This window comes from Parasaccharibacter sp. TMW2.1882, from assembly GCF_023337635.1.
GTDB lineage: Bacteria > Pseudomonadota > Alphaproteobacteria > Acetobacterales > Acetobacteraceae > Bombella > Bombella apis.
This window is the reverse complement of the sequence record NZ_NWUT01000003.1, coordinates 230,256-245,015: the sequence shown is the minus strand read 5'-3', so window position 1 is coordinate 245,015 and position 14,760 is coordinate 230,256. Positions and strand designations below refer to the sequence as shown.

The window sequence follows — 14,760 nt, the reverse complement described above, 5'->3', positions numbered from 1 at the left end:
CATCTGGCTTCAGACGCTTTCTGCGACCCAATTTTTCTTCTTTGTCTGACGGCCAATGCCGGGATTCAAACAGTTGCAAGGATCGAGCGAGCGGTAATGGGCGGCCATGCTCTGCGGAGCATGATAGAGGTGCCCCACATTATGCTCGGCCGGATAACGGGCTCCCCGTTTGTCCAGTATTGGCCACATCATGGTCGTCTCAACTTCCATGGGGTCCACACCAGGCCTGACAACATAATCCTGATGCATGACATGGCAGAGGAAGTGCCCGTAATAGAGCTTCAGCAGCAGCTGGTCGTCCACCTCCGGCGGAAGACGCTCCTGCCACTCCCAGTCATTGCGGCGCAGAGCGACATCCAGTGCCATCATGCCGCCCGTCTTCCTGCCATGAACAGCCACATACCGGTTTGCTGCCCCCGCCGCCGCAAACCGGTGCAGAAAAGCCAGCGTCCCCTCCTGCGCCGTACACTCAAAGAAGGCACCCTCCACCTCCTGCCCTTCGGTAAAGAAGCTCTCCAGCCATGGGCGGACCTGCCGGGCCAGCGTGCCAGATACACGCAGCATGAGGTGATGGTCATATCTCTCGTGATAGGCCCTCATGCGGGCTGGCACCTGCGAAGGCAGGAACCGGCTGCCAGACTGCATGAGCAGGTCGCTCAGCCCGTCCGGTACCCATGAGAAACGCCGGGCGAAGGCATCCACACGAGCCTTCAGACGGAACATGAGCGGCAGATGTTTCGTTCCCAGAAAGCGGATCAGCGCCACGGTATCCCGCCCGTATTCATCCGCAATGGCAAAAGCATCCCTATGCATGTATTCACCCGCAACGGGCAGCTCCTCAAACGCCGTCAGAAGATGCCGCCGAACCTTTTCCAACGTATCGGTCCGGTTGGTGCCAAGATAGAAGACGGCCGTATCCTTCGCTGCCGGGAAGGTATCCAGCCGCACGGCAAAGACGATCAGCTTTCCCGCATTACCGGATGCCTCGAACAGACGGCCCGGGTCCGCATTGTAACGCCCCGGGGATGCCTCATCGACCTGGCGGATACGGTTGACGTAATCATCATCATGGGCCTTTCTCGTGCCCGACCAGTCCACATCATCCGGGCTGTAACGACCATGTTCCAGCGCATCCAGCACGGATTCTGCCACAGCTTCATCCGGGAAGCGGATGCCCAGATGATTGACCAGATTCAGCCTGCCCTCGGCATCCACCTGTCCATAGAGGGCCATTTCCGTATAAGCCGGACCACGCTGCACCAGGGCCCCGCCCGAGTTGTTGCTCACCCCCCCGAGGACAGAAGCCCCGATGCAGGAAGACCCGATGACCGAATGGGGTTCCCGCCCCAGCGGAGCCAGTTTTTCTTCCAGCTCGTAAAGATCCGCCCCCGGCAGGCAGACAACCTGTCGGCCTTCTCCCAGAAGCTGGATACCTTTCAGCCTGCGTGTGCTGATGAGAATGATCGGCCTGTCATAATCGTTGCCATCCGGTGTGGAGCCGCCCGTCAGCCCTGTATTGGCCGCCTGCATGAGAATGATGCGCCCTGATTCCACCGCCAGCTTCGAGACACGCCACAGCTCAACCAGAGAGCCGGGAATAACGACGGCTTCCACCCGGCCATCACCAAACCGGAACCCCTTGCGGTACCCGTAGGTCGCACTTTCCGAGGTCAGGACATATCTGGTGCCAACAACAGATTTCAACTCGCCAACAAGATCGACCATTCCATCCTCTTTCCGCCCCTTTCCTTCAAGATCAACTCCGGGAAGGAAAGGGCACATCCATGAAACAAGATGTGACATTACCTCTTTCAATGCGATGAAAACCATAGAAAGGCCCTTTGGGCCGCCCTGTTTTCCTGTCAAAGAAATGTGAAATGCCTTTCGGCACCAGTATTACCTGGTCCGCCCGAAAAGTTTCTCCAGCCCGTCCTTGTCCAGCTTCAACCATGTCGGACGGCCATGAGGGCAGGTATTGGCCCGGGGATGCTGTTCCATGCCCCGCAACAGAGCATCCATTTCCTCCTGCTTGAGAATACGGCCGGCACGGATGCTGCCATGACAGGCCATCCGGGCCATGATGGCTTCAAACCGCCCATCCAGACTGTCTGTCTGCCGGGCTGGCAGGTCAGGCATCTGCACGAGTTCATCCGCCACATCCCGCAGAAGGCCCGCCACGTCACTACCGCTCAATGGGGCGGGCAGACTGCGGACCAGAACGCTCCCACTGCCAAAAGATTCTATCTCCAGACCAAAACGGGCCAGCTCCTCCGCACATCGTGACAGCGCCTCGGCCGCCCCATGCGGCAGATCAACCACCTCCGGCATCAGAAGGGCCTGCGCCTGCACGGCCCCTTCAGCAAAACGGGCACGCAGGCGCTCATGGGTCAGACGCTCATGGGCAGCATGCTGGTCTGTCAGGATCAGGTCACCATCCGGGGCAATCGAGAGAATATAGGTGGCATGAATCTGCCCGATCGGCACACCAAGTGGCTGCTCCGGCTGTCTGCCGCCAACAGACGGATGAGGCACCTCCTCCCCTCCGCCATCTTCCACCTGCGCAACCCGGCCCGACGTCACATAACCCTGCTGCGGCTCCGCAAGGCCGGGAGCAGACTGCCGCTCCTCCATCACGGCAGACGAAGCAAAACGGCGAACGGACGTCCCCAGACCAAGATCGGCCGGAGGAACAGCCCGGGCGCCCGTATGATCATATGAATAGGACGTACCCGGCACGTTCTGCCCAATGGAAGCCGCCCGACGGCCAATGATGCCAAGATCGGCCTGTATGCCTCCACCGTCCCCGGCGCTACGGGCCAACGCACGCCCCACAGCCCCGATGACAAAAGCTCTCACCTCGGCCTCATCCGCAAACCGCAGCTCTGTCTTGGCAGGATGGACATTCACATCCACACGATCAAGCGGAAGGCGCAGATGCAGCAGGAGAACAGGGAAACGCCCTTTCTCGATCACGGGCCGATAGGCCACCCGTATGGCAGTCCGCAGGATGGGGTCCATCACAGGGCGATTATTGACCAGCATGAACTGGCCGCTGCCTGTCCGCCTGGTTTCACCCGGACCACAGATATACCCGCCCAGCCGCATGGGGCCACGCTGCTCATCAACCGTCAGAAGGCCATCTTCGGGCACTTCAAGAATGCTGGCCACACGGGCACGGACATCCTGCGGCGGCAGATTGAATATCTCCCGCCCATCCATGACGAAACTGATGGCACAATCCGGCGCACTCAACGCCACACGCCGCATGACGGCTTCAGCGTGATTGCCCTCCACTCTGGCTGTCTTGAGAAATTTGCGGCGGGCCGGTGTCGCAAAGAACAGGTCCCGCACCACAACACGGGTCCCCACAGAACCAGCAGAAGGCACCGGCCCGCTGACAACACCCCCCTGCACGGAAAGCTCCCAGGCCGTTTCAGCCGTTTCTGTCCGTGATGTCAGGAAAAGGCGGGCACTGGCCCCGATGGATGGCAGCGCCTCCCCCCGAAACCCCAGTGTTTTTATGGCCGTCAGGTCATCATCCGGCAATTTGGAGGTACAGTGCCGCTCCACCGCCAGGGGCAGCTCCTCGGCTTCCATCCCCCGGCCATTATCCCGGACATCAATCAGCTCACAGCCGCCCCCCCGCAGGGTGACCTCAAGACGGGTCGCCCCGGCATCCAGCGCATTTTCCACCAGTTCCTTGAGCGCCGCCGCCGGACGCTCCACCACCTCACCAGCGGCAATAAGATCCACAACATGGCTGGAAAGACGGCGGATGACAGGCCTCATCATGACTTCTCCTCAAACAGGAGGCAGAACAGGACGGAACACCAACCGCAAAAGGAGAGCCTGGAAGCTCTTATTTGCCACCCTTCCGCAGGGTCGGCGTGGCGCCTTCAGCAAAGCTCTGCCCCAGGGCCGCATTCTTCTGGATGCGGCGATTTTCCGCTTCGCCATCCACAACATTGCCAGCCCGGCCACCCCGCCAGAAAAGAAGACTGTCCACAAATCCAGCATCAGCATCGCCAAGTTCGGCATTGTTCGGACCACGGGCCGCCGATGTGGCCCGCTGGACAAGGGCCTCCTGCCCGACGCTCTCCGTCCCCTCATTGGGGTGAAGAGCGACATCCGGGGCGAGCGTCTCCAGCGCCTGCATACGGGGACTTTCATCCGGGCGGTTGGCACTGGCTGCCCCCGGAAGGGCCAGTTTCTCCGAGGGTGGCATGGAGAGTGGCGCACGCGTCGTCACGGCGTATTCATCCGGCAGGCTGCGCTGAAGGCCGAAGCCACGCGCCACATCACTGCCGGAGCACCCAGCCAACGCCAGCCCGAACGTGGCCAGAGCACCCAACCGGACTCCGTGACGTATAACTGAAGGAGCAAAAAGCCGCATGACAGGTTCCCGCACTGCACTCACAAAAAGATGCCCAATCCTATAGGGCCTGCCTGCAATGGGCAAGCCGGTTGTCACTTCAGCCATTCCGGCTCCGCCGCTCCGCCAGAAAGGAGTCCAGCAGCCACAGGCCAACACCACAGACAATGCCGGAATCCGCAATGTTGAAAACATACCAGGACCATCCCCCGACATGAAAATGCAGGAAATCCACTACAGCCCCGTAATGAAGACGGTCTATCACATTGCCAATGGCGCCCCCGATGATTCCGCCGCAGGCAAGACTGACCAGCCGACGGCGTGACCGCAGAAGAACGACCAGAAGCCCCAACACTGCCAGCAGGGAGATGGCAATGAACAGCCAGCGTCCGTGCCCGCCGAACATGCCGAACGTCACGGCGTGATTCCATACCATCGTGAAGCTGAGGCAGGGCATGACATCCATGGTCCCCCGTGCCGGCAGGTTCAGCCCGTAGAGAATCCATGCCTTGCTCGCCTGGTCCACGAACAGGACAGCAAGAGCCGTTACCAACCCGACCAGCCGCCACCGTGGCGACCCCGGTACAGGGGCCGGGGATGCGCCGCTCCCTGTACCTTCAGCCCGGGCCGACCTCATGCACTCACCGCACCAAAACAGCGCAGGCAGAGATGGCTGTGGTCCTCATTCTGCCCGACATCAGGCAGGACACGCCAGCAGCGGGCACATTTCTGCCCGTCCGCACGGCTGACCCTCACCTCATCCTCGGCCTGACCCGGCTGCACATGGACCTCGGACGCCAGGCAAAGCTCCGCCCAGTCGATCCCTTCGGACACGACCTGCTCATCGGCCGTCAGGGGCAGATGGACCTGGGCCTCCAGCGAGGAGCCGATCAACCCTTCCCGACGGGCGACTTCCAGAGCCGTGGTGACACGGCGGCGGACCTGACGCAGGGTCTCCCACCGTCCGGCCAGTTCAGGATCATGCCAGCCTTCTTCCGGCACGAAGAAGCGCTCCAGATGCACGCTGCCTTCCTGCCCGAAACGGGCCTGCCACGACTCTTCCGCCGTGAAGACCAGAGCCGGGGCCAGCCACGTCGTCAGGGCACGGTGCAGCACGTCCAGCACGGTGCGGGCCGCCCGGCGTGCATGGGAGTCCGTCGGATCGCAGTAGAGGACGTCCTTGCGGATGTCGAAATAGAAGGCCGACAGCTCATTGTTGCAGAAATTGTGCAGCAGCGGATAGACGCCGTTCCACTGATGGGTCTTCACCGCCTCCTGCACACGCTGGTACAGCTCGTACAGACGGTGCAGGATATACTGCTCCAGCAGCGGCAGGGCCTTGCGGGCCTTCACCGTTGCCTTGTGGCGGAGGGCACGGGCCGCCTCGTCCGGGACCAGCCTGTCCAGCATCACGTCCACCGGGGCGGACACGTCATCCCAACCCAGCGGCAGGGCCTCGGCCTGCGTGAAGCCATCCAGTGCCCCCAGAAGCCAGCGCAGCGTGTTCCGCACACGGCGGTACAGCTCGCCCTGCTGCTTGAGAATCTCCTGACTGATGCGGAGGTCCTCATTGGTATCAGAGTTCAGGACCCACAGGCGCAGCACGTCCGCACCCAGCGTCTTCGTCACGTCATCCGGCACGATGGTGTTGCCGAGGGACTTGGACATCTTGCGCCCCTGCCCGTCCAGCACGAACCCGTTCGTCACGACCGTCCTGTAGGACGCCACGCCTTCGGCTCCCACGCTTTCCAGCAGGGAAGACTGGAACCAGCCACGATGCTGGTCGGAACCTTCCAGATACAGGTCAGCCGGGTAGTTCACGCCCTCCTGATGCAGGACGAAACGGTGACTGCATCCGCTCTCGAACCAGACGTCAACAATGTCGAAAACCTGATCATAGTCTTCCGGATTGCGGCCTTCACCGAGATAGACGGCAGGGTCCGTGTCATACCAGGCATCCGCCCCACGCTCCCGGAAGCTCTGCACGATGCGGGACATCACATCGGCATCCCGCAGCACCTCACCGGTGCGTTTCTCCACGAACACGGCGATCGGCACGCCCCAGGACCGCTGGCGGGAGATGCACCAGTCCGGCCGCTGCTCGATCATGCTCGTCAGGCGGCGGCGGGAGCTGGCCGGTACGAAGCTGATGTCATCAAGGGCCTTCAGGGCACGCTCACGCAGGCCTGGGCCACCCTCATCCCCTTCACGGGGCTCCATGGCGATGAACCACTGCGGCGTGGCCCGGAAAATCACCGGCTTCTTGGACCGCCACGAATGGGGATAGGAATGGACGATCTCCGCCCGGGCCATAAGGCCACGGGCCGGGGCACCGTCCTGCCGGGCCTGATCCCGCACCTGTGTCAGCAGATCACATACGGGCTGCGTGGCCTTGAAGACATGAACACCCCCAAGCTCCGGCATCCAGTCCACATAGGTTCCGTTGTCGCAGACCTCTTCCGTCACTTCCACGCCGTGGGCACGGCAGAGCATGAAGTCGTCATGACCATGCGCCGGGGCCATGTGCACCAGACCGGTACCGGCATCCGTCGTGACGAAATCACCAAGCAGCAGCGGCACGTCATAATCAAACCCACGCCCCCGCAGCGGATGGGCGAACACGGCTCCTTCCAGCGCACGGCCGGGAAGGGTGTGAAGGACCTCATGCCCGGTAACGCCTGCGCCGGAGAGGAAGTCTTCCAGACGGTCCACGGCCACGATCAGCTTTGCCCCGACCGGCACGAGACTGTCCTCGGCCACGCCGGTGACATGGATGACCGTGTAGGTGATATCCGGCCCGGCAGCGAGTGCCCGGTTGACGGGGATCGTCCACGGGGTCGTGGTCCAGATCACGGCCGAGGCACCGGAGAGCAGCTGCCCTTCCGTCGGGTCCTTCACATTGGGGAAAGCCACGAACAGGGTCGTGGAGGTGATGTCGTGATATTCGACTTCCGCCTCGGCCAGGGCCGTCTTCTCGACCGGACTCCACATCACGGGGCGCAACCCACGATAGAGACGGCCATTGAGAAGGAACTTGCCGATTTCCTCGGCAATCTGCGCCTCGGAGGCGAAGTCCATCGTCACGTAGCGGTTGTCCCACTCCGCCTGGATGCCCAGACGCTTGAAGTCCTCCCGCTGGGCCTCCACCCACTTTGCGGCATATTCCCGACATTCCGCACGGAACTGGAGAACCGGCACGGCATCCTTGTCCTTGCCCTTCCGGCGATATTCCTCCTCGACCTTCCACTCGATCGGCAGGCCGTGGCAGTCCCATCCCGGCATGTAGCGCACCTGCGCCCCATTCATGCGCTGGGCACGGTTGATGACGTCCTTCATCACCTTGTTGAGGGCATGGCCGATATGGATATGCCCGTTGGCATAGGGCGGGCCATCATGCAACGTGAAGATGCTGTCCGCCCGACGCCCGGCCTCCGCTATCTGGCCATCCAGCCCCGCCTCCGCCCAATGGGCCAGCATGTCCGGCTCCCGCTTTGGCAGGTTGCCCCGCATGGGGAAAGACGTCTTGGGCAGGAAGACCGTTCCCCGGTAACGCTCCTGCTGCTCACGGAAAACGGTATCGGTCTTTTCTACAGGCTCAGACATGGAATAGGTGCGCCAGCTCTCAGTACGGGATAAAAATAACTGTACTTATGGAGAGAGCCTGCCGTCCCGGTCAACCCCCTGTCTTGCCGAGCACCTGCTTCGCCTGTGCGGCATCTGCCGCAATATGGGCCTTCAGCTCATCAAGGGAGGAAAAGCGTTTCTCGTCCCGGAGCAGGGCAACCAGCTCCACCCCCAGAATCTGGCCGTACAGGTCCTCATCCACACCGAAAAGATGAGCCTCCAGCCGGCTCTCCCGCCCGTCATTGATGGTCGGGCGGCGGCCAAGATTGGCCACGCCGGGCACGAGCCGGCCGTCCGGCATCTGCACCCTCACGGCATAGACACCCCTGGCAGGCTCCAGATGCTCCTTCAGCGCAATGTTGGCTGTCGGGAACCCCAGAAGGCGCCCCCGCTGATCCCCCTGGACCACCTCTCCCGTGATGGCCCAGTTGCGCCCCAGAAGCTCCGCTGCCTTCTCGGGATAACCCTCCTGAAGGAGACGGCGTATCCGGCTGGAAGACACCGGCCCTGCCACATCCGCCAGCTGCGGGACGATACTGACGCCCACACCATGCTCCACCAGAAGCTGCTCCAGAAACGTGACATCACCCTCCCGCCGGTGCCCGAAGGCGAAGTCCGCCCCACAGGCCACATGAGCCACATGCAGCCCCTCGATCAGCACATCCCGCACGAAGGCCTCGGCACCCAGATGGGAAAAAGCCTCATCAAACTCTGCCTGCACGATGCAGCTTACGCCCTGTTCCTTCAGGGCGGCGGCACGCACCTCCGGCCGCATGAGACGGAAGGGTGGGTCCTGCGGACGGAAAAAAGACCGTGGATGTGGCTCGAAGGTCAGCACCCCCAACCGACAGCCGGGGCGAGCCATCTTCAGGCTCTGAAGCAAATGGACATGACCTCGATGCACGCCATCAAAATTGCCCAGAGCCACGGCCGCACCCCAGCAGGAGCGGGGCACGGCCCGCCAGTCTGTGCAGAAAGTCATATGGGTATCATCGGGTCTTCAGGTGCCGGAACTGTTCCGCAGAGCGGGATCAGCGGGAACGGTGGCTTTCATCATCAGCCATACGGGCATCCGGCTGCTGATGGGGCGCTGCCGTACCCTGCTGGGGCTGGGGCGGGGACAGACGTTCGTCAGCCTGCTGCGGGGCGGCGGTTCCCTCCCGGTCATCCTCGGCCATGCCCTTCTTGAAGGATTTGATCCCCTTGGCGAAATCGCCCATCAGGCTGCTGATCTTGCCGCCACCACCGAACAGCACCAGTACAATAACGGCAAGGATTATCCAGTGAATCGGACTCATGCTGCCCATAGGACCATACTCCCTGATAAGGTTGAGGCGTCCCCCATGTGGCAGGGGCGTACTGATTGTGCAACCCCCGGCCCATGGGCCCACCCATGTCGTGAAGGCATCCTAGCGCATTGGCAGGATAAAACCATAGGTGGGATATGCACGCCTGCCCATACTTCCTGCCGGGGCCCACCAGACCCGGACCAGCGACCAGTCCCCCCTTGGGGAGATGTCCTCCACCGGCACACTGTGCTCAATACGCCCGCCAACCCAGTTGGCATGATCCACTTCAATCCGCCGCCTCGTCCGCAGGCGCCGCACGACCGACACATGCCCATCCGGAATACGGGAGCTTGCCCGGAACACCAGCACACTCCCCGGCTGTGGCCTGTGGCTACGCTGGTAATGGCCCCGGGCTTCCCACCACCAGCTGGCAGCCCGCCCCCGCAGGTTGACCCCACTCACCTGCCGCGCATAAGGCGCACACTGCACCGGCCCATGGTAGGATCCGACCGAGCTGCATGCTCCGAGAGTGAGGCAGACACACAGGGCCAGCACCTCCTTCCGGCGGTCCCACATCTGCCATCCCTGCATGACAGCCCCGCTTTTCTGCATGGTCCACCTCACGCTCTGCCCATTCTCGCCAGACATCAGCCTAACCGGACATTGAGGCTGAATCTGGTTCCTGCCCAACGGAACATCACAGGGACCGGAATCCGATAATCAGATCTTCCGCATCCTCCCTGTCCATTCCAAGCGCCTTCTCCGCAACATCCTGCGAAAAACCGTTGCGGGCAAAAATGGCCAGTACCTTCATGTGTTCCTTCTCCGGCCTGTCGGGCCTGTGGAATGGCCCGACCGCCCTTTTGCGAGCCAGGATGAGTGCGGCGGCCAGTTCGGCCTGATGGGCCTGCTCCTCCCCTGCCTCTCCCAGGCTCTCATCCACCGCCTGCCGGACCGTCTCACCATCAACGCCCCTTGCCTGAAGATGGGCCTGCACAGCTCGGCGGGACCGCCCAGCACGGGCCAGATTGCGGGACCTGGAACGGGAAAAGGCCGCATCATCCACAGCTCCGAGGCGCCCCATCTCCTCCACGATCTGGTCGATAACCGGCAGGCAGACGGCCTCATGTGCAGCGACCTCCTCGGCAAACATGCCAGCCCGGGCAGCCCGTACCCCCCAGCGGCGAACACGCCGCTGCAACATCTGCCGCAAGCTTTGCCGGGTCGTGGCAAAGCGGGCCAGATGGGCCAGAGCTGCGTCTTTCAGGCTCTGATAATCTGGTGAAGGTGGGATAACATCCATGCGATCAGTCCATAACTTGCTCTTGCCCTGCCCGTCCAAAATCTTCATCACTGGTAACAGGCCTCTCCATAGTACCCGCCAGTGAGTTCTCATGCACGCACAACACTCCATCCTGCCCCGGACCGGGCGCCTGAAGGAAGAAATGCACGCCACGGCCTCCCGTTATCCCGGCCCCGGTGGAGCTGTTGCCGTCCTGCATGAGGGGGAAGTGATCGCCCGGCACTGCTGGGGCTATGCCTCGCTGGAACGCCGCCTGCCTTTCACGCCCGCAAGCCTGTTCCGCATCTGTTCCATCACCAAGCAGTTCACCTGCGCCACCCTGCTGGACCGTTACGAAAACCCGGAAACCCTGGCCCCATACATCCACAGGCGGCTGCCCCGGCTCCGCTCCGACCCGCCCACTGTCACACAGCTGGCTCACAACCAGTCCGGCCTGCGGGATTACTGGGCCGTGGCCATGCTGCATGGTGCCGCCATTGAAGGCACATTCAGCCCGGCGGATTCCGACAGGGTCATCACCGGGACACGGTCCCTCCAGTTTCTTCCCGGCACATCCTATTCCTACGTCAACCAGAATTTCCGTCTGATTTCCGAGGCGATGGAAGAAGAAAGCGGGCTGAGCTTTGCCGAGCTGCTCCAGCAGCATGTTTTCGACAGGGTCGGCATGAGGCGGGCCATCCTGGCGGCGGAAACCAGCGCCCTGCCCGATGGCACAACCGGCTATGAGGGGACACAGGAGGGCGGCTACTGGCCCGCCCGCAATCACATCTACTGGACAGGGGATGCCGGGATGGCAGCCTCGCTGGATGACATGATCGCCTGGGAACGTTTCATCGACCAGCAGCGTGATGACCCCGAAGGCCTCTATAACCGCATGAGCCGCCCCGTCCTGTTCGATAACGGGCACAAGGCGCCTTACGGCTTCGGGCTGCAGCATGGCACCATCGCAGGCCATGAGATCACAGCCCATGGCGGCGCCCTGCGGGGCTGGCGGTCCCACCGGCTGCACTGTGCCGCCTTGCGCCTCTCTGTCGTGGTCCTCTTCAACCACATGTCCCCGGCCCAGCAGGCCGCCGCCAACCTGTTCCGGGCCTTTCTGGGAGAAGAGGGAAAACCGGCTGCCCGACAGGCCCCCTCTGGCAGACAGGCTCCCCATGCACTGGAGGGCCTCTGGCTGGATGAGGAAACCGGCCTCTCCGCCCGCATCACCGCAGCAGCACCGGGCAAGCTTCAGCTCCGCTACCTCATGCTGCCGGAAACGCTGGACATCATCTCCCCCCAGCTTGCCGAGGCCGGGAACCTCCGTGTGCGGCATATACAGGGCGAACACATGCAGGCCAGCACACAGGAAATCCCCACGCCCCACATCATCATGGAACGGCCAGGGGAGAACCGGCATGCCCTGCTCCGCCCCTACCCTGCCAGCCCCCAGCCCGACCCGGAAGAACTTGCCGGAGACTATGAATGTGAGGAGCTGGACGGCTCCCGTTTCACCATCACCAGCCAGAGCGGGCTGCTGCATGGCGGGTTCTCCGGTTTTCTGGGAACAGGGCGGATGGAACGGCTGACTGGACTGGGACCGGACCTGTGGGCCTTCCCCTGCCCCCGGGCTCTGGATCACACCCCGCCCGGCGACTGGACCCTCCACTTCGAACGGCGGAACGGGCGCCTCCACCAGCTGCGTGTCAGCTGCTGGCTGGCACGGAATCTCATCTATCGGCGGCTGCCGGACTGAAGGCCATGCGTCCGGCTGCAAAGCCCTCCATGGCCTGCCTGCAAAACAGGGTTTGACGATTCCCCGTTCTGCAAGCAGTATGGTCGGGCAGCTCCCCCTGATCTGAAAACCGGACAGGGGTATTTTCCGTTGGAGGCATGGAACTGATGCGCCACCGGATACGGGCTGTATGTCGTTGATTTTTCAGACCGGGAACGCGTCCACCATGATCGCCTCCATCATGCCGAACTACAAACGCTTTGACCTTGCCTTTGAGCATGGCGAAGGCCTCTGGCTCACCGGCACGGATGGACGACGCTATCTGGACTTCGGGGCTGGCATTGCCGTGTCCTCCCTTGGCCACAGCCACCCGGCCCTCGTGAAGGCCATCACCGAACAGGCCAGCAAAGTCATCCACGTCTCAAACCTCTATCAGGTTCCACAGGCCAGGGCCCTGGCGGACATGCTGGTGGCGAACAGCTTTGCGGATTCAGTCCTCTTCTGCAATTCCGGTGCGGAGGCCAACGAGGGCCTCATCAAACTGATCCGGCGGGCCCAGTACAAAAATGGTCACCCCGAACGCACACGCATCATCTGTTTCAACAATGCCTTTCATGGACGGACACTGGCCACCATTTCCGCAACCGGCAACCCGGCCTATCTGGAAGGGTTCGGCACACCGGTGGAAGGGTTCGACCATGTGCCCTTCAACGACCTCAACGCCGTCCGGGCCGCCGTGACAGACCAGACAGCCGGCATCCTGCTGGAACCCGTGCAGGGGGAAAGTGGCATCCGGGCAGCAGACCATGAATTCCTGCAGGGCCTCCGTGCCCTGTGCGATGAGAAAGGCCTCTATCTGGGCATTGATGAGGTACAGAGCGGCATGGGCCGTACCGGTACGCTCTTCGCCTTCGAGCAGGCAGGCATCACACCGGATGTCGTGTCCTCCGCCAAAGGCATTGGCGGGGGCGTACCGCTCGGGGCTGTACTGGCCCGTGAAGACCTGGCCCAGCACCTCACACCCGGCACGCATGGCACCACTTATGGCGGCAACCCACTGGCCTGCTCGGCCGGGCTGGCCGTGCTGAAAGAGATTCTGTCACCCGGCTTTCTGGAGCATGTCCGCAAGACCGGTGCCGCCTTTGGCACAATGCTTGAAGCCTGCGTGAGGGAATATCCCACCATTTTCGAGGAAGTCCGTGGTGTCGGACTGATGCGGGGCCTGCGCTGCCGCATCCCTGTCGGGGATGTTCTGGCCGCTGTCATGGCCGAGGGCCTTCTGGCCATAGGCGCAGGGGACAACGTGCTGCGTCTGGTTCCGCCCCTCATTGCAACCGAGGCTGACTGTCAGGAAGCCTGCACCCGCATCGGGCGTGCTGCTCACGCCCTTGCCAACAAGTAAGGAGACACCTGCGTGAGTACCACCAAGGCCTCATCGCCCCGTCACTTCCTGGACATCAAGGACCACTCCACCGAGACACTGCGGCACATCCTCACGCTCGCCGCACGGGTCAAGGCTCTCCAGCAGGGGCGCAGACATCCGCTCTGCCCCGGCCAGCCACTGGCCGGCCGTGCGCTGGGGCTGATGATGTCCCGCCCCTCCACCCGCACCCGTGTCTCCTTTGAAGTCGGGATGAAACAGCTTGGCGGGACCGTCAACGTGCTGGCTCCATCCGACATGCAACTGGGGCGTGGAGAAAGCATTGCCGATACGGCCCGTGTCCTCTCCCGTTTTCTGGATGTCATCGTGCTGCGCACGGGCAAGGATGCCAACCTGCGTGAGCTGGCCCGCTGGAGCAGCGTGCCGGTCATCAACGGGCTGACACCGATCTCCCACCCTGTACAGATTCTGGCCGACATCCTTACCTTTGAGGAACACAGGGGGCCGATCACCGGCAAAAAACTGGCCTGGATCGGCGATGGCAACAATGTTGCCACCTCCATGATCGAGGCCGCAGCCCGACTGGGCTTCACCCTGCATCTGGCCACACCGGAAGGGGAGTTCACCCCGTCCGAAACCGCAGTGCAATGGGCCCGGGACAATGGCGGTGACATCCGCCTGACGCATGACCCCAAGGAGGCCGCAGCAGGAGCGGATGCCGTCATCACGGACACATGGGTCAGCATGGGGGATGAAGATGCGGAAAAACGCCTCAGGCTGTTCCGCCCTTACCATGTGGATGAAACCCTCATGGCGCTGGCCTCACCCCAGGCCCTGTTCATGCACTGCCTGCCTGCCCATATAGGGGAAGAAGTCAGCAAGGCCGTGTTCGAAAGCCCGGCCTCCATCGTGTTTGATGAAGCCGAAAACCGCCTGCATGCCCAGAAAGGGCTTCTGCTCTGGTGCATGGAGAAGGATGATCTTTCGGCCTATCAGGGCTAGACCCTTCCGCCTGATGCCTGCCCCGGAGGGGGTACGGCATCAGGCCAGGCAGGCCAGACAGAGAGGATTGTGACC

12 protein-coding genes are annotated in these 14,760 nt (G+C 62.4%); 3 read left to right on the top strand and 9 right to left on the bottom strand.

The window, feature by feature from the left end; genetic code table 11:
• Positions 1–9 precede the first annotated feature (9 nt).
• From dld to CO583_RS08575, 9 genes are all read right to left on the bottom strand, one after another.
• Entirely contained in the window at positions 10–1,725 is a 1,716-nt protein-coding gene (gene dld / locus CO583_RS08615; RefSeq protein WP_154981031.1) for a D-lactate dehydrogenase, read from the bottom strand.
• A 171-nt stretch (positions 1,726–1,896) separates the two neighbouring features.
• Positions 1,897–3,792: a DNA mismatch repair endonuclease MutL gene (gene mutL, locus CO583_RS08610; protein ID WP_248630766.1), complete on the bottom strand. Its 1,896-nt coding sequence runs from the start codon at positions 3,790–3,792 to the stop codon at positions 1,897–1,899.
• Positions 3,793–3,859: 67 nt separating this feature from the next.
• Entirely contained in the window at positions 3,860–4,393 is a 534-nt protein-coding gene (locus CO583_RS08605) for a DUF3035 domain-containing protein (RefSeq protein WP_043559333.1), read from the bottom strand.
• Positions 4,394–4,472: 79 nt separating this feature from the next.
• A complete protein-coding gene (gene lspA / locus CO583_RS08600) occupies positions 4,473–5,009 on the bottom strand; it encodes a signal peptidase II (RefSeq protein ID WP_081562907.1) in 537 nt (178 codons plus the stop codon).
• Positions 5,006–7,975, bottom strand: coding sequence for an isoleucine--tRNA ligase (ileS, locus tag CO583_RS08595; RefSeq protein ID WP_086431552.1), 2,970 nt, complete (start codon positions 7,973–7,975; stop codon positions 5,006–5,008). The genes lspA and ileS overlap by 4 nt, the downstream gene beginning before the upstream one ends.
• A 70-nt stretch (positions 7,976–8,045) precedes the next feature.
• Positions 8,046–8,978, bottom strand: coding sequence for a bifunctional riboflavin kinase/FAD synthetase (locus tag CO583_RS08590; RefSeq protein ID WP_248630765.1), 933 nt, complete (start codon positions 8,976–8,978; stop codon positions 8,046–8,048).
• A gap of 49 nt (positions 8,979–9,027) precedes the next feature.
• Positions 9,028–9,303: a twin-arginine translocase TatA/TatE family subunit gene (locus tag CO583_RS08585; RefSeq protein ID WP_043558941.1), complete on the bottom strand. Its 276-nt coding sequence runs from the start codon at positions 9,301–9,303 to the stop codon at positions 9,028–9,030.
• A 102-nt stretch (positions 9,304–9,405) separates the two neighbouring features.
• Positions 9,406–9,861 (bottom strand): CHAP domain-containing protein, encoded by a 456-nt coding sequence (locus CO583_RS08580; RefSeq protein WP_043559339.1) that lies wholly within the window; start codon positions 9,859–9,861, stop codon positions 9,406–9,408.
• Between the two features lie 121 nt (positions 9,862–9,982).
• Positions 9,983–10,588, bottom strand: coding sequence for a regulatory protein RecX (locus CO583_RS08575; protein ID WP_043558945.1), 606 nt, complete (start codon positions 10,586–10,588; stop codon positions 9,983–9,985).
• Between the two features lie 91 nt (positions 10,589–10,679).
• Here CO583_RS08575 and CO583_RS08570 point away from each other — a divergent pair, with 91 nt between their 5' ends.
• The 3 genes from CO583_RS08570 (at position 10,680) to argF (ending at position 14,685) form a co-directional block, all read left to right on the top strand.
• Positions 10,680–12,323, top strand: coding sequence for a D-aminopeptidase (locus CO583_RS08570; RefSeq protein ID WP_081562911.1), 1,644 nt, complete (start codon positions 10,680–10,682; stop codon positions 12,321–12,323).
• 205 nt (positions 12,324–12,528) lie between these two features.
• Positions 12,529–13,704: an aspartate aminotransferase family protein gene (locus CO583_RS08565; RefSeq protein ID WP_043559342.1), complete on the top strand. Its 1,176-nt coding sequence runs from the start codon at positions 12,529–12,531 to the stop codon at positions 13,702–13,704.
• Between the two features lie 12 nt (positions 13,705–13,716).
• Positions 13,717–14,685 carry an ornithine carbamoyltransferase gene (gene argF, locus CO583_RS08560; RefSeq protein ID WP_081562912.1) on the top strand — a complete coding sequence of 323 codons (969 nt, stop codon included), beginning with the start codon at positions 13,717–13,719 and terminating at the stop codon, positions 14,683–14,685.
• The last annotated feature ends 75 nt before the right edge of the window (positions 14,686–14,760 follow it).